We start from the raw sequence: 15816 nt of genomic DNA on the forward strand, positions 1-15816 counted from the left end.
ATATGACCGAGCTTCAGAACGAGACGCATGCCGATGACCGTGGCATTACGCCCGTGGGAGGAGGGGACAATGGTCGAGCAGCGATGCTCAAGCGGGGCTTCGGTGCGCTGGCGCTTACCGCATTTGCGTTCCTGATCATCTGGGGGACCTGGAAGGGCGATAAGCCGGTCAACGATTCCGCCCGCAAGCTCATGATTCGTCAAGCGGCGGCGTTCGAGCCGGTTCACGAGGCAGCTGCCGCGCCAATCGCCACGGGTGCCATTCCCGTTGGTCCGGTTGTGGCCACGCCGGCGGCGCCTGTGCCCGCGCCCGACCAATTACTTGAGAGCGCCCGGCGCGCGCCGGTGCTGGCTTATAACCGGCCGATTTCATCGGCGCGTCCGGCTCGCGACGGCGTGACCGGGAGCGTAGTTACGGATCCCTACGGTTTTGGGCGGGGAGAGCCACGCAACGACCTTGCCGACAAGCTGAAACCCACACCCATCGAGGGCGTGCGCGCGGCGCGGCTTCCCAATCGCAACCTCCTGGTCACGCAGGGCACGTCAATCCCGTGCGCACTGGAGACGGCAATGTCGTCGGACGTGGCCGGCTTCGTCTCCTGCGTGGTGTTGCGCGACGTCATGTCGGATTCCGGCAACGTCGTGCTGATGGAAAAGGGCACGCAAATCGTCGGCGAATATCGTGGCAATGTACGGCGCGGCTCAAAACGCCTGTTCGTGTTATGGACCCGCGCCAAGACGCCGACGGGTGTCATCGCAGCACTGTCCTCGCCGGCTACCGATGCGCTGGGCCGCGCTGGCTTCGACGGCGACATCGACACCCATTTCTGGGAGCGCTTCGGCTCGGCGCTGTTGCTGTCGATCGTCAGCGATGCCTCCTCAATCGGGCGCCAGCAGTTGCAGGACAGCTCAATCCAGATCAACAATACCACTGGCGCCACCAACACCGCCGCCGGCATCGCCGTTGAGCAGTCGATCAACATCCCGCCGACGCTGAACAAGAACCAGGGCGAGCTCGTCAATATCTTTGTTGCGCGCGATGTCGATTTCTCCTCGGTCTATCAACTGCAGCGGATCGAAACCCGCACCCAGATTCTCGACCGCACCGTCCCGGGAGTCATCGTGGCGCCGGCTGTGGTGACGAAATGAGCGAGGTCGCATCAATCGAACGCGATGGCGGCCGACTTGTTCTGGCGCGGTACCTCGAGCCGCTTGCACCCTACCTCGCGGACAAAACCCTGACCGAAGTCGTCGTCAACCGTCCCGGTGAGATTTTCGTGGAAGGACCTGATGGTTGGACCCGGCATGAAGCGGCAGCCCTGACGCATGCTTACCTCTCACATCTCGCAACCGCGGCTGCCGGTCTCACGCGCCAGGATATCGGTCCGGAACACCCTGTCGTGTCGACCACCCTGATCGGTGAGGAGCGCTGCCAGATCGTGGTCCCGCCGGCTGTCCCGGCCGGTATGATCAGTCTCACGATCCGCAAGCCATCGACACTGACAATGACGCTTGATGCTTTCGAGCAGACAAAGCTGTTCGATGAGGTCCGCGCCGCCGGCGACGAGCTTACCGCCGACGAGCACCGATTGCTCGCCCTGAAAGAAACGGGCGCTTGGCGCGACTTCCTCGAACTTGCAGTGCGAAGCCGACGCAATATCCTCATTTCCGGCGCAACCGGCTCGGGCAAGACCACCTTGTCCAAGGCGCTGATTGCAGCGATCCCCGCGAATGAGCGTCTGATCACTATCGAGGACACCGCCGAGTTCGTAATCCCGCATCGCAATTATGTGCGGCTGCTCTATGCCAAGGACGGCCAGGGTGTTGCCAAAATCGGGCCGCGCGAACTGCTTGAATCTTGCCTGCGGATGCGGCCCGACCGCATCCTGCTGCAGGAGCTGCGCGACGGCACCGCCTTCTTTTATCTCAGGAATGTGAATTCCGGCCATCCAGGATCGATCACCACGGTTCATGCCGACAGCGCCCGGCTCGCTTTCGAACAGATGACATTGTTGGTGAAGGAAAGTGCGGAGGGACGTGACCTTCATCGCGACGATATCCGCTCGCTGCTGTTGCTTCTGGTCGACGTCGTCGTCCAGATGCAGAAGCGTGATGGCCGCTATCGCATATCGGAAATCTATTATGACCCCGTTCGCAAACGCGACCACGCCCACTAAGGCCGCGCTCAGCGCAGCGCTTGCGCTCGGTGCCAGTGCGCTGTTTCTGCTGGTCGCCTCCAACGTTCTGCTGCTCGGGCTCAGGCTTCACGACGGCGGCTTTCACTGGTCGGAGATCGCCACGGGCTGGCCCCGTTACGGCGCTGACCCACGCTTCGACCGCTGGCTGACGCTTTCGACCCTCACCGGCGTCGTTGTGGTCTTTGGCCTGCTCGGCGCTATCCTCCGGCACCGTCCTCTCCCTCTTCACGGCAGCGCTCGATTCGCTTCCGAGCGCGAGATCAAGGCCGCCGGTCTGCGATCCAAGGAGGGTCTTCTGCTCGGCCGCAAGGACGGTGCAATGCTCTGTTTCGGCGGATCGGAACACGTCCTGGTCTATGCCCCGACCCGCGCTGGCAAGGGCATCGGCTATGTGATTCCGAACCTGCTCAATTGGCCGGATTCGGTGGTTGTGCTGGATGTCAAGAAGGAGAACTGGGATCGCTCGGCCGGTTTTCGCGCAGCACATGGCCAGGAGGTCCATCTGTTCGACCCGTTGGAGGAGAACGGTCGCACCGCGCGCTACAACCCACTAGGCTATGTGCGCAGCGATCCCGCCGAACTCTATGACGATCTGCAGCGCATCGCCGTGATGCTATTTCCGGCCGAGAGCCGCGGTGATCCGTTCTGGTTCGAGGCAGCCCGTTCGGCCTTCGTCGCGATCGGCGGCTATGTCGCGGAAACGCCGGGGCTGCCATTGACGATCGGCGAGATCTTGCATCAGCTTTCCGCGGCCCCCGACCTGAAGGTCCATTTCGAGAAAATCATCACGGGCCGCAAGTCCGGTCCTTCGCCCCTATCGCGACATTGCATTACGGCGCTGAACGATTTCCTTGCTGCCTCCGAAAATACCATGAACTCGGTGCGCAAGACCGTGACGGCGCGCCTCGGTCTGTGGCTCAATCCCCGCATCGATGCAGCCACATCCACCAACGATTTCGATTTGCGGCAGCTGCGGCAACGGCCGATGTCGATTTACCTCGGCGTCACGCCTGACAATCTCGACCGCATGGCGCCGCTTCTGAATCTGTTTTTTCAGCAGGTGGTCGATCTCAATACCCGCGAACTGCCGGAACAAAACCCCAAACTCAATCGCAAGGTGCTGCTGCTGCTCGATGAATTTCCGGCGCTGGGCAATGTCAGCGTGCTTGCGAAATCCGTCGCGTTCATTGCCGGTTACGGCATCCGCCTCCTCACCGTGGTCCAGAGCCCAGCTCAACTCCGCGCGATCTACGGGATCGACGCGGCCCGCAACTTCATGACCAACCACGCTGTCGAGGTCGTTTTCGCCCCAAAGGAACAGGACGTGGCGAATGAACTCTCGGAGCGTATCGGCTACGACACCGTGAAAGCGCGCAGCCGCAGCGGTCCGAAGGGTCTCGCGATGCGCTCGACCAGCGAGACCATCTCCGAACACCGCCGCGCCCTGATGCTTCCCCAAGAACTCAAACTTCTTCCGAAATCCAAGGCCTTCATTCTCGGTACAGGCATTCCGCCCATCATCGCGGACAAGATCATCTATTACCAGGACAAGGCATTCCTGCAGCGATTGCTGCCGGCGCCGGTCCCGGACTTGCCCAAGAGCCGCTCAAATGCGCTGCTCGACGCCGAGATCAAGGAGCTTCGCTCCGAGGTCGCCGAACTGCGGGCGGTATTTCGGACGCGGCCGATGACGGACGAAGAAGTGGCGGATCCCTCCACGATCCCTGCCAATGCCAGTTTCGATTTCGGGGATGTGGATGTGGATCTTGAAGGGCTGTCCGAGGACGACATGAAAGCCTGGACCCTGAATTACATCGACTCCCAGGCCATTCCGCCGGCGCGACGGTCCAGCCGCAAGCAAAACGGGCAGCAGCATGAACGATACGCGTGACGACAGCCAGGACTTCAGCCTCAAACGGCAGGAGCGCATGGGGCGCGATCCCGGCACGGAGAAGTCAGGCGAGAAATCCGCAGCGAAGTCAGCGCCGAGCGACAAGTCATCTTCCGCGACGGTAGATGAGAATGCGCTGCCCGATCGTATCCGCCGCAAATATTATGTGATAGCCAATGAGCCCGGAAAAGATGGACCAGACGGCGAGGCGCGGCTGTACGCGGATGAGCGGGGTGAGTACCTCGCGTTCAAGGTCACCGAGGATCGCCTGGTCACGCGGGTGGCCGCAGCCGAGGTGATCCGCGACATGGTCAGCGTCGCGCAACATCGGCAATGGGAGGCAATTCACGTCCGCGGCTCCGCGGAGTTCCGGCGCGAGGCCTGGCTTGAGGCCGGCGCGCGAGGAATGGACGTCGGGGGCTATCAGCCGACCGCGCTCGATAGGCAGGCACTTGGAGATCGGCGAGAGATCTGGGAACGGACGCATCCGCGCACTCCGGAGGCCGAAGCTCGTTCGGTTTCCGAGAGGGACGAGCGCGCGGATAAGTTCGATTACGACAAAGGCATATCGGGACGCCTGATCGGGGTCGGTCGGGCACCCTATCGCAATCGTACCGATGCCGAGACCTCCACTTATGTGGCCATCGAACTCGATAATGGCCGGCAGCATCGGGTATGGGGTGTGGGTCTGGAAAAAGCGACCTCCGATAGCAAGGCAAGGTCCGGCGATCGCGTTCAGGTGCGCAGGGATGGTGTCGAACGCGTCGCCAAAGATATCAAAGTGATAGATGCAGCAAGCGGGAGTGCGCGTATCGAGCGGCGGCAGGTGCCGCGCAATCGCTGGCGGGTGACGGCAGAGAAGTTTCGCGCGGCAGACCGACCGACAGCCGCTCGCGATCCCGACCTGGTGGCAGCGCAATCCCAAATGGTCATTATCGAGCAAGCGCTCGAACGCGTCTTTCCCGGGGACGACCGCGCTCGATATAGCATCATAGAAGCGGCTAAGGAACGGATTGCCGGACATCTCGAGCGGGGGCATTCGTTCGCGCGTGCGACCGTGATAGAATCTGTTCAAGACCGTCAGCGATTGGGGAGCGACAAAGAAAATGTCAGGCAGAACCCGAATGCTGAGCGCGTTAAAGTTCAGGAACGAGAACGCTGAAGGCGCGCGCGACGTCCTTGCAACCGTAGTGATCGCGCACGGGGGGCGGCGCGACCCTGAGGACACTCAGCACCGGCAATCGAGGTACCTACACTGAGTATCAGAACCGCCTTGAGACCTGCTCGCCGGCGTGCCGCCGAGGAGTTTCCGCTCGGCGCGGTCTCGCACGGCACCGGCGGCATGCGCGGATCCGACCTTCAGCAGGCCACGGCCTCCGCATAGTGGCCTCGCTCGGGCTCGGCGGGCCCAATCCGCTTCTCTTCTTGGCCGCGCGGGAGGAGGGATTCGTATCGATGTTCATGGATCTATCATCCGAGATGGTCCTCGCCCTCCTGCCCGTCCATCCGGATCAGCTCATTCGATACAATCTGACCCTCAACGAGGTGCTGACCGCGGCGAAGAAGGCGACGGGAGTGCGCGGCGCGGGTTTTAGCGAGACGACCAATCAGCGCATCGTCTTTCAGACCGAGGGGCAGTCGCTCAAGGCGGATCCGCGATTTGCTTGAGAAGCGCATAGCTGCCGCTCGGCGCGCGCGTCACGCTGCAAGCATGCAAGCGGGCCAAGTTCGACCGCGGCTGGATCCTGACCCTCGTCGACGGCTTTCCAGAAGCCGATTGCGCCATCGGCTAGCGCGAGTGTAAAGTTGAACAATATTCGCATGTCCGAGTTAGGTAAAGTCGGTGGGATATACACTCAGACGGTAGGACTTATTTTTTCCATCTTTGGAGTCCAAGCGATCGCAGAAATAGTTAAGGGAGGGGAAGATGTCGAAACTTCAAATAGCTTTGATTGCCGGCGTTGCCATGAGCTTTGCACTAATTGGAGGTTCAGCGAAGGCTGACGACGAAGACCATCATCACGATGGAGGAGGAATTAATCACTTCTTGCACGACAACGGCATCCCTCATTCACATGGCGACGAAGGCGACGCGCACGAGTATAATCACTACCTTCATGACAACGGCATACCGCATGAACACAGATATGTCAGAAGGTGTTATCAAGTCGTAGATCACGACCAATACGGGCGCCACTTTTACCGCAGAGTTTGCGAGTGAGCGTGCACAAGAGGAACTTCTGCTGCGATGGTGTCCAGGTTCCTTGCTGCAAGACATCCTCGAGCGCTTAACAGTTGGGAACGTTATCACGGCTGACACATTACAGCCTCATGGTTTTCAGCAAGGAGGCTTCGAAATGAAATATCTCGCACCGTTTGCCGTCGTGTTTGGATTAGCGGTAGGACTTCCCACCGTATCTTTCGCCCAGCACCTTGATGTTGGTCCCGGAGGCGTTAGCGTCGGCGTTAATGCCGGTCACGATCACGACGGCGATCATCACGATCATCCGGTAATCGACCGGCATGACCACGATCATGATCACGACCATCCGGTTGTTCAAATCGATCATGGGCATGATGATCACCACGTTCAGATTGATCATGGGCATGATGACCATCATGATGACCACCACGGCGACCGACACGACTAATTTCCGCCGCTGGTCATTGTAGATACAAAATACGGAAGCTGAGAAACGTTTGGAGACTAGTATCCAGCGACTTCCTCAACTTCCGTATTTATACATGTTGAAAATATGCGTTTTTTCAAATCTGCTACGCGGTTAGCGGTTTTGGACGCCGTGACCGTAGGCCAATATCGGCCCTTCCAGTTGCTAAAAGTTTCGGTGCAGCACAGCCAACTCCTCTCGTTGAGAAGGCCGAATACTCGTGTGCTCGATCCCATCGAGCCGGTGGCTCGCAGCATCGGCGGCGGTCCTCCCGGTTTCGAACGAATAGCGGCTCGCGCGCATCAAAGTACTGGTCGAGTGGCTTACCGGACATCCCGGTCTATTGCGCCGAGTATCAGGTGGCGGGGTTCAAACCGGCACATCTGCGCGAGTGGACGATGTCCAGAAGATGCCCGTCATCACCAAGCCGGATCTCGTCACGTTTTCCAGATCAATGCGTAAACAGGAACGTTAGAGCGAATATCCGGGTTCATCTTCCAACGGCGCCCGGTTCGCGTCGACTACGACCGCGATTTTGACCGATACCATCTAGGGCGTTCGCCGGTTTGCGATGCAGAGTCGATTAAATATCATGAACCCAACAAGCCTCGAAGCGTCCGTAGTGCATGAATCTAGCCGTGACGTAGGGGGGGACGTTGGTCCACAGTAGAGATTGGTTGAGGGAACCTATATCGAGGCTGGGGCTTTATTGTTTGCAAATTATGGAAAAGGGAGGAATCAATGACCCGTTCTTGGCTCATGAGTGCTGCGGCGCTTTTAGGTATCGCGATGGCCAGTCCTGCGTCGGCTCTTCCTTTCGCGAAGATGGCTACCGCGTCCTCGATGCAGCCTGACCCCCTTGTCGAAAATGTTCACCTCATATGTGACCGCTATGGACGTTGTTACAATTCACGCCGGTATATTCAGCGGCGTTACTACGTGCAGCCCGGCTATTCCGACTATGGTTACGGCTCGGGGTATGGCTACGGTCCAGGGTATGGTTATGGCTACGGGCCCAGCATAAGCTTCGGGTTTGGCGGCGGTTACGGTCACCACCACCATCATTGGTGAAACCGACTTAAGCCCGATGACTCGTCCCACTTCCTGGGACAATAGGCGATACCAATCGTGCGGCAGCACGGCGTGCTTTCGCGGCAGTTGTTTGACACTCGTACCGTATTCCGAAATCTTGTCGGTGAACTAGCGACTAAATTGGCAACCTCGTCTTCAGATGGGCGCGGAAGCGGATGATCGGCGGCGCACATGGCGATCTTTGATCGTAATACCCGTCGATGCAGGAGAGCGATTGCGCGAAACTCCGTTACGGCCGTTCGAACAGTCTGCCGGGATTTTGGGTGCTTCTCGAATTGTGAGCTCACCCCTTGCAAGAAGGGCACAATTTGTTCCCATGACGGATTGGAGAAGAATGCGATCGCCGTTCCAACGAGCCAGCGGCTACCTCGCGGGGCCGCGAACCGGCTTAATCAGCAAAATTGCGGGGCAAAGAGTTGTGGATGTGCGTGGCAGCGATCGCGGCGTGTCCGGTGGCGACCGCAATCTGATGAAGATCGGATACGACGTCTCCCGCGGCATACAGACCGTCAACGGTGATACGCTGGTGCTCGTCGACCTTGAAGCAGCCGGACGCATTATGTTGCGCTCCGAGCCGCGTTCCGAGTTCGGAACGCACGTTGCAGCCGAGCGCGGGATAGATCGAGTCGAAAGTCTCGCGATGACCGCCGCGAAATAGGGCGGAAACGCGATGTCCGTCGCGCTCCAACCGGACGACCGGCTCCATGGGGCGACGGACGCCGGCCGCAGCGAGCGCCGAAACAGCGTCGCTGCCGGCATCCGCCGGGTCGCCGATATCGAGCATCGTCACGTCGCGCGAATAGGTCCGCATGAAGAGCGCTTTTTCGAAGCACTTCCGCGTGCGGCCGAGCACGGCGACCCGCTCACCGCGCACGTCATAACCGTCGCAGACCGGACAGTAGCGTATCGCGCCGTCCGATACGGCCCGATCGAGGCCGGGAAACTCTGGAGTTACATCCACGATGCCCGTGGCGAGCAGAACGCGGCTTGCGCGAATTCTCGTTGCGTCCAGGGTCGCGACGTAGCCGCTGTCCGATCGGCCAAGATCCGTCACGTGACCGTTGTGGATGGAGACTCCGAATTCCCGCACCTGGGACCGTAGCGTCTTCAGGAGGTCGGGGCCGCTGATCCCGTTGGCAAAGCCGGGATAGTTGTGGCTGACCGGGATGAGTGCGCCGCGGCTGTTGCCGCCGTCGATGACCGCAATCCGCCGGCGGTATCTGGCCAGATAGATCGCCGCGATCAGCCCGGCGGGGCCGCCACCGACGATCAGACAATCGACATCCTCTTCGTTCTTTCGCGACATGTCGTGACGGCCTTCCGAATTGGTTCGCGCAAGAGATCGCGGAAGCCGCGAATCCGTGGTCGCTAGATGTTGACCGTTCTGAGCCGAAGCGCGTTGCCGACGACGCTCACCGACGACAGAGCCATGGCAGCCGCGGCGATCACGGGGGACAGCAGCAATCCGAACGTCGGATACAGGATGCCCGCGGCGATCGGAATTCCCGCCGCGTTGTAGATGAAGGCAAAGAACAGGTTTTGCCGGATGTTGCGCATCGTCGCCTGGGAGAGGCGACGGGCGCGGACGATGCCGCCGAGGTCACCTTTAAGCAGGGTCACGCCCGCGCTTTCCATCGCCACGTCCGTTCCGGTCCCCATCGCGATACCGACATCCGCCGCCGCGAGCGCGGGCGCGTCGTTGACGCCGTCGCCGGCCATCGCGACGATACGTCCCTGCTTCTGCAACTTGGTGACGACGGCGCTCTTCTGATCCGGCAGCACCTCGGCCGCGACGTCGGAAATGCCCAGGCGCTTCGCGACCGCGTTTGCCGTGGTCCGGTTGTCGCCGGTCAGCATGATGACCTTGATGCCGTCTGTTGCGAGCGCCTTCAGCGCATCGGCCGTCGAGGCCTTGACGGGGTCGGCGATGGCCAGAACGCCGGCAAGCTTGCCGTCGACCGCGATATCGATGACGGTCGCTCCGTCGCCGCGCAGCCTTTCTGCCTGCGCCTCCAACGGTTGTGTCGCAACGCTCGCGGATTCGAGAAAGTTGGCGTTGCCGAGCAGTATCAGCTTGCCGTCGATCTTGCCGGATACACCCTTGCCGGTCGGGGAATCGAATTCCTCGACGTCGGCAAGCGCCAGATTCCGTTCTTTCGCCGCACGGACGATCGCATCGGCAAGCGGATGTTCGCTGGACCGCTCGACGCTCGCCGCAAGCTTCAGAACTTCCTCCTCGTCGAAACCCGCTGCGGGCACGATGGAGACCACTTTCGGCTTGCCCTCGGTCAGCGTCCCCGTCTTGTCGACGACCAGCGTGTCGACCTTTTCCATGCGTTCGAGAGCTTCGGCATTCTTGATCAGGACGCCGGCATGGGCCCCGCGTCCGACGCCGACCATAATGGACATGGGTGTCGCGAGTCCGAGCGCGCAAGGGCAGGCGATGATCAGGACGCTGACGGCCGCAACCAGGCCGAACGCGAGCCGCGGCTCCGGACCGAACAGCGCCCAGACGCCGAACGCGAGGAGGGCGACGACGATCACCGTGGGCACGAACCAGCCGGCCACCTGGTCGGCGAGCCGCTGGATGGGAGCGCGGGACCGCTGCGCCTGCGCCACCATCTGCACGATCTGGGAAAGCAGGGTGTCGCGGCCGACCTTCTCGGCCCGCATCACGAACCCGCCCGATTGATTCAGCGTGCCGGCGATCACCTTGTCGCCGGTCCCCTTGGTGACCGGCATCGATTCTCCGGTCACCAGCGATTCGTCGAGCGACGAGCGTCCCTCGACGACGAGGCCGTCCACCGGCACCTTGTCGCCCGGCCGGACCCGCAGCTTGTCGCCGACGTTCAAACCGTCGAGCGGGACTTCATGGTCGGCGCCAGTCTCGTCGACCAGACGCGCGGTCTTGGGCGCCAGATCCAACAGGGCTTTGATCGCTCCGGAGGTGGCCTCGCGGGCCCTAAGCTCCAGCACCTGGCCCAGCAGGACCAGGACGGTAATGACCGCGGCGGCCTCGAAATACACCGAGACCGCGCCGTCGTGGGTCCGGAATGCGGGCGGGAAAATGCCGGGCGCTACCGCTGCCACGACGCTGTACGTAAAGGCGACGCCGACGCCCATCGCGATGAGGGTGAACATGTTCAGATTGCGGGTCACCAGCGACTGCCAGCCGCGCGCGAAGAACGGCCACCCGGCCCAAAGCACGACCGGCGTGGCGAAGAAGAGCTGGATCCAGTTCGAGACGTTCTGGTCGATCCAGCTGTGGCCGCCGACCAGGTGGCCGCCCATCTCGAGGACGACGACCGGCAACGCTAGCGCGAGCCCGACCCATAAGCGGCGGGTCATGTCGGCCAGTTCGGGATTGGGTTGGTCGTCGAGGCTAACCAGGTCGGGTTCCAGCGCCATTCCGCAGATCGGGCAGCTTCCGGGGCCTATCTGACGGATTTGCGGATGCATGGGGCAAGTGAAGACGGTGCCCTCCGGAACGTCGGCGCGCTGCGGCTCTGCATTTCCCTTGTCGAGGTATTGCTCCGGAGTGGCGGCGAACTTGGTCCGGCAGCCGGCCGAGCAGAAATGATAAGTTTCGCCCCTAAATTCGGCGCGATGCTTGCTTGTTTCCGGATCGACGGTCATGCCGCAGACCGGGTCGACGACTCCGGTCCCAGAGGCAGCATGGCCATGACCGTCTTCGTGCGCGCCACCGCCGCCGCAGCATCCGCTCTTCTCGGCCGGCGCTTGCGCCCCGCCCGCGGCCTTGGAGGAGCATTCGCATCCACTTCGGGACATCGCGTTCAGTTCGTTAGCCATTTCGATCTCCATGCCTACTTGCAACCCATACCGTGTAGGGGTATATAGGACTCATGCGAAAAGACATCAAGGCATCCTGCCGGAAGCGCCTCAGCCGGATCGAAGGCCAGGTGCGCGGGCTCTCCAAGATGGTGGAGGAGGAGCGCTACTGCATCGACGTCGTGACTCAGATTTCGGCGGTCCGCGCCGCGCTGCGGCGGGTCGAGGAGGAAGTCCTGAAGGACCACGTCTCCCACTGCGTCGAACATGCCATCGCGAGCGGCGACAAGACGGACCAGAGGAAGAAGATCGCTGAGTTGATGGCCGTCATCGGCCGGGCGGACCGATGAGCGAAACGACAAGTTCCATCTTGGCGGGCCGGTGCTTCACCGCTATGCTCGCAAGCCTACATACGAAAAGGCGTTGAAATCTACATGCTCGTCCGGTTGACCAGAACGAAGCGATTGAGAGCAGGGTGGCTGGTAGCCTTGGCCTATCTGCTGTGCGTACTGGCGCCGACGATCTCCTATGCGCTGCCGGGCGTCCATGCTCCGGCCCCGTGTCTGACGGACGAGAATCACGTTCCCGGAATGGTCCATGTCCATTCCGAGTTGCAGCACGTGCATGACGACGGCCAGATCCATGATCATGCCGCTGCGCAAGTAAATTCCGGCGGCGGCAACCATTCGATGACGGCGGCATCGGATTCGAGGTCGGCTCCGGAGAAGGCACCGCATGCATCGGGCGGAGAATGCTGCGGGCTGATGTGCGTTACCGCTATTCCGGCGAAGGTCGTCGACATCGTGATGCCTTCCACTCCGACGGCGCTGTGCGAAGTCGAAGGCTACCGCAACGTCTCCGACAACGCTCCCCCTCGGCTCTATCGTCCCCCCATCACCTGACCTGATCGAAGCTACGCGGTGCCGTGCCCCGTCGAGGGCACGCGCGCCTGTGGTCCATCGTCAGTTCGGGAAAAGAAAATGTTTGCGCAGTTTGGGGCGATTCTCGCCGCCGTTCGGTCGGTGGTGGAGAGGATATTAGGCAATAGATTTTGGGCAATCGCGGGGATGGCGGCCGCGGCGTTGTCGCTGGGGGGATGCCTTCCGACCGTGCCGCTCGTCGGTGCGGATCCGGCCGACCCGAACGTGCCGGTCGCCGGCGTCAGCTACCGGTCCGGCATCGCGCCGTACACAAGTATGCGGCCGACCGCGCCTTCCGGCTGGAAGGAACAGAATCAGCGGGTCACTCCTTCGCCGAAGTCCGGGCAGTAGGAGAGCGCCATGACAAGAAACTCTCATGAAGAGCGACGCAGACCGGCCGAACATGGTGGCAGACCGGCCCTGCTTGCGCTGACGGCGGTTTTGCTGCTCTCGGGTTGCGCAACATTCTCTCCGGACGGCGGCATGACGGCCGTTGCCGACATCGCCGGCGAAACCATCAAGAAGGACGTGATCTCGATCCGGACCACCGACGACGCTCTGGTCGCGAACGATGCGGTCAAGCGGCTGCTTCGGCGGACCCTGAACGTCGAAAGCGCGGTCCAGGTCGCGCTCCTGAGCAACCGGGGCCTTCAGGCTGCATACAACGAGCTGGCGCTGGCGGAGGCGGATCTCGTCCAGGAAAGCCTGCCGCCCAATCCCACCTTTTCGATCTCGCGAATATCGGGCAGCGGCGCCGTAGAGATTGAACGACAGGTCGTCGGCGACATTCTGGCGCTTGCCACCCTGCCATTCCGCTCGGAAATCGCACGTCAGCGTTTCCGGCAGGCACAGTTGCGGGCCGCCCTCGAGACGCTGCGGCTCGCCGCGGAAGTCAGACGGTCCTACTACCGCGCGGTCGCCGCCAACGAACTCGTCGGACTGCTCGCGGACGCCAAATCCACTGCGGAATCCACCGCGCAGCTCGCCCTCAAACTCGGCCAGACCGGATCGCTCAACAAGCTCGACCAGGCGCGCGAGCAGGTGTTCTATGCCGAGACCACCGCCGAACTCGGATCGATACGCCAAGAGGCGGCAAGTTCGCGCGAGCGACTTGCGCGCCTGATGGGACTTTGGGGCAGCGATCTCGCCTTCCAAATCCCGAATGCGCTGCCGGCGCTGCCGCGGCGCGCGTCGGCACTGCCATTCATAGAGGTCGATGCGGTCAGCCACCGCATCGACCTCCAGATCGCGCGGATCGAACTCGACGCCCTCGCAAGGTCGCTCAATCTGACGGAAGCGAGCCGGTTCGTGACGCTCCTCGACGTGGCCGGAATCGACCGCAAGACGCGCGATCCCGATACAGCGCCCTTCCGCGAACGCGGCTTCGACATCCAGTTCCAGATTCCGATCTTCGACGGCGGCGAGGTGCGCGTCAGGCAGGCGGCCGAGACCTACAACCAGTCGTTCAACCGCCTGACGGAGAAGGCAATCAACGTACGCTCGGAGGCGAGGGACGCCTACCGCGTCTACAGGTCGACCTACGAAATCGCCGGCCAGTACCAACGCGAAGTCCTGCCGCTGCGGAAGATCATCACCGAAGAGATGCAACTGCGCTTCTCGAGCATGCAGATCGACGTGTTCGCCCTGCTGACTGAAGCACGGCAACGCATCGCATCGCTGCGCGCCGGGATCGAGGCCAAGCGCGACTTCTGGTTCGCCCAGTCCGACCTGCAGACGGTCGTCAACGGCGGCGGCTCGGGAGAATCCCAAAATCCGTCCCGTCAGACCGCCACGGCCCAGGCCGCCGGCGGCCGCGGTCATTGAAGGAGAAGAGCATGCTATCGCGTAGAGGATTCATCGGAACGGCCGCGCTGATGAGCGCGAGCGCAGTCAGCGGCCGGGCGCAGGCGGCCAACATTCCGGAAGCGCCTTTCATGGAAAAGGCGGTGATGCAGCCGCCGCTGCATCCGACGTCCGGTCCCGATTATCGGCCGGTGGTGACGCTTAACGGATGGTCGCTGCCGTGGCGGATGAACGGCGACTGGAAGGAATTCCATCTGGTCGCCGAACCGGTCGTGCGCGAATTCGCCGAAGGAATGAAGGCCTACCTGTGGGGATACAACGGGCAGTCGCCCGGTCCGACCATTGAGGCAGTCGAAGGCGACAAGGTCCGGATATTCGTCACCAACAAGCTGCCCGAACACACCACCGTGCACTGGCACGGCATGATCGTGCCGAACGGCATGGACGGAGTGGGCGGTCTCAACCAGCCGCACATCAAGCCCGGCAAGACCTTCGTCTACGAATTCCAGATCAAGACGAGCGGGACGTTCATGTACCACCCGCACTCGGACGAGATGGTGCAGATGGCGATGGGCATGATGGGCATGTTCATCGTGCACCCCCGGGACCAGACCTTTCGGCCGGTCGATCGCGACTTCGTGTTCATCATGAGCACCTACCTCATCGATCCCGGCACCTACCTGCCGAAGGTCAACGAGATGACCGATTTCAACATGTGGACGTGGAACAGCCGCGTGTTTCCCGGCATCGATCCGCTGCCCGTCCGCCTGGGGGACAAGGTACGCGTGCGCATGGGGAATCTCACGATGACCAATCATCCGATCCATCTGCACGGGCACAGCTTTGCGGTGACCAGCACCGACGGAGGGTGGGTACCCGAGTCCGCGCAATATCCGGAGACGACCACCGACGTCCCGGTCGGCGCCGTACGCGTCTTCGACGTGCTCGCAGACAATCCCGGCGATTGGGCTTTCCACTGCCACAAGTCGCACCACACCATGAACGCCATGGGGCACGACATGCGTAACATGATCGGCGTCTCGAAGAAGGATCTCGCCAAGGCTGTCGGCAAGCTCGCTCCGGACGCGATGGTGATGGGTTCGACCGGAATGGCCATGGGCGAGATGGAGATGCCGATGCCGGATAACACGCTCATGATGATGTCGGGCTCCGGTCAGTTCGGCCCCATCGAAATGGGCGGCATGTTCTCCGTGATGAAGATCCGGGAAGGTATGGCCCGCGACGATTACAAGGATCCGGGCCCCTACAAGAATCCGCAAGGCACGGTCGCATACGAAGTCGATGCGCCCGCCTCGGCGGCTCCCCGCCAGGATGGCGGCAAGGACGAAGGCGGGACGACGCAAATGAAGGGCATGAAAGGAATGAAAGGCATGAAGGGCATGAACATGAAGGACATGTGACCCAACGCCTTTTCGAAACTCAACATCAGACAGG

Annotated in this window: 14 protein-coding genes; 11 read left to right on the top strand and 3 right to left on the bottom strand. The window is 61.6% G+C overall.

Annotated elements, in window-relative coordinates; all coding sequences use genetic code 11:
- Nucleotides 1-2: 2 nt before the first annotated feature.
- The 6 genes from virB10 to JQ573_RS34465 all read left to right on the top strand — a co-directional run bounded on the left by virB10 (nt 3) and on the right by JQ573_RS34465 (nt 6309).
- Nucleotides 3-1148 carry a type IV secretion system protein VirB10 gene (virB10, locus tag JQ573_RS34440; protein WP_212319277.1) on the top strand — a complete coding sequence of 382 codons (1146 nt, stop codon included), beginning with the start codon at nt 3-5 and terminating at the stop codon, nt 1146-1148.
- Nucleotides 1145-2176, top strand: coding sequence for a P-type DNA transfer ATPase VirB11 (gene virB11 / locus JQ573_RS34445; protein ID WP_212319275.1), 1032 nt, complete (start codon nt 1145-1147; stop codon nt 2174-2176). The genes virB10 and virB11 overlap by 4 nt, the downstream gene beginning before the upstream one ends.
- On the top strand, nt 2142-4088 hold the full coding sequence (locus JQ573_RS34450; RefSeq protein ID WP_212319273.1) for a type IV secretory system conjugative DNA transfer family protein: 1947 nt from the start codon (nt 2142-2144) through the stop codon (nt 4086-4088). Before virB11 ends, JQ573_RS34450 begins: the two co-directional genes overlap by 35 nt.
- Nucleotides 4072-5250 carry an LPD7 domain-containing protein gene (locus JQ573_RS34455; protein ID WP_212319271.1) on the top strand — a complete coding sequence of 393 codons (1179 nt, stop codon included), beginning with the start codon at nt 4072-4074 and terminating at the stop codon, nt 5248-5250. Before JQ573_RS34450 ends, JQ573_RS34455 begins: the two co-directional genes overlap by 17 nt.
- Nucleotides 5251-5567: 317 nt before the next feature.
- Nucleotides 5568-5756 (top strand): hypothetical protein, encoded by a 189-nt coding sequence (locus JQ573_RS34460; RefSeq protein WP_212319269.1) that lies wholly within the window; start codon nt 5568-5570, stop codon nt 5754-5756.
- A gap of 259 nt (nt 5757-6015) precedes the next feature.
- Nucleotides 6016-6309, top strand: a complete 294-nt coding sequence (locus JQ573_RS34465) for a hypothetical protein (protein ID WP_212319267.1) — start codon at nt 6016-6018, stop codon at nt 6307-6309.
- Between the two features lie 172 nt (nt 6310-6481).
- Here JQ573_RS34465 and JQ573_RS34470 read toward each other — a convergent pair whose 3' ends face one another.
- From JQ573_RS34470 to JQ573_RS34480, 3 genes are all read right to left on the bottom strand, one after another.
- On the bottom strand, nt 6482-6733 hold the full coding sequence (locus JQ573_RS34470) for a hypothetical protein (RefSeq protein WP_212319265.1): 252 nt from the start codon (nt 6731-6733) through the stop codon (nt 6482-6484).
- Between the two features lie 1504 nt (nt 6734-8237).
- The gene (locus tag JQ573_RS34475) at nt 8238-9155 is read right to left on the bottom strand and encodes an NAD(P)/FAD-dependent oxidoreductase (protein WP_212319263.1); all 918 of its coding nucleotides are present in this window, start codon (nt 9153-9155) and stop codon (nt 8238-8240) included.
- 62 nt (nt 9156-9217) lie between these two features.
- Nucleotides 9218-11659: a heavy metal translocating P-type ATPase gene (locus JQ573_RS34480; RefSeq protein ID WP_212319261.1), complete on the bottom strand. Its 2442-nt coding sequence runs from the start codon at nt 11657-11659 to the stop codon at nt 9218-9220.
- A gap of 53 nt (nt 11660-11712) precedes the next feature.
- On the opposite strand from JQ573_RS34480, the gene JQ573_RS34485 reads away from it, so the two are divergent.
- The 5 genes from JQ573_RS34485 to JQ573_RS34505 all read left to right on the top strand — a co-directional run bounded on the left by JQ573_RS34485 (nt 11713) and on the right by JQ573_RS34505 (nt 15782).
- Nucleotides 11713-11988: a metal-sensitive transcriptional regulator gene (locus JQ573_RS34485; RefSeq protein WP_212319259.1), complete on the top strand. Its 276-nt coding sequence runs from the start codon at nt 11713-11715 to the stop codon at nt 11986-11988.
- 138 nt (nt 11989-12126) lie between these two features.
- Nucleotides 12127-12540, top strand: a complete 414-nt coding sequence (locus JQ573_RS34490) for a hypothetical protein (protein WP_249132640.1) — start codon at nt 12127-12129, stop codon at nt 12538-12540.
- A gap of 78 nt (nt 12541-12618) precedes the next feature.
- The gene (locus tag JQ573_RS34495) at nt 12619-12909 is read left to right on the top strand and encodes a hypothetical protein (RefSeq protein ID WP_212319255.1); all 291 of its coding nucleotides are present in this window, start codon (nt 12619-12621) and stop codon (nt 12907-12909) included.
- A 9-nt stretch (nt 12910-12918) separates the two neighbouring features.
- Nucleotides 12919-14382: a TolC family protein gene (locus JQ573_RS34500; protein WP_212319253.1), complete on the top strand. Its 1464-nt coding sequence runs from the start codon at nt 12919-12921 to the stop codon at nt 14380-14382.
- A gap of 11 nt (nt 14383-14393) precedes the next feature.
- Nucleotides 14394-15782 carry a multicopper oxidase family protein gene (locus tag JQ573_RS34505; RefSeq protein ID WP_212319251.1) on the top strand — a complete coding sequence of 463 codons (1389 nt, stop codon included), beginning with the start codon at nt 14394-14396 and terminating at the stop codon, nt 15780-15782.
- The last annotated feature ends 34 nt before the right edge of the window (nt 15783-15816 follow it).

The organism is Bradyrhizobium sp. AUGA SZCCT0105 (genome assembly GCF_018129565.1).
Lineage (GTDB): Bacteria > Pseudomonadota > Alphaproteobacteria > Rhizobiales > Xanthobacteraceae > Bradyrhizobium.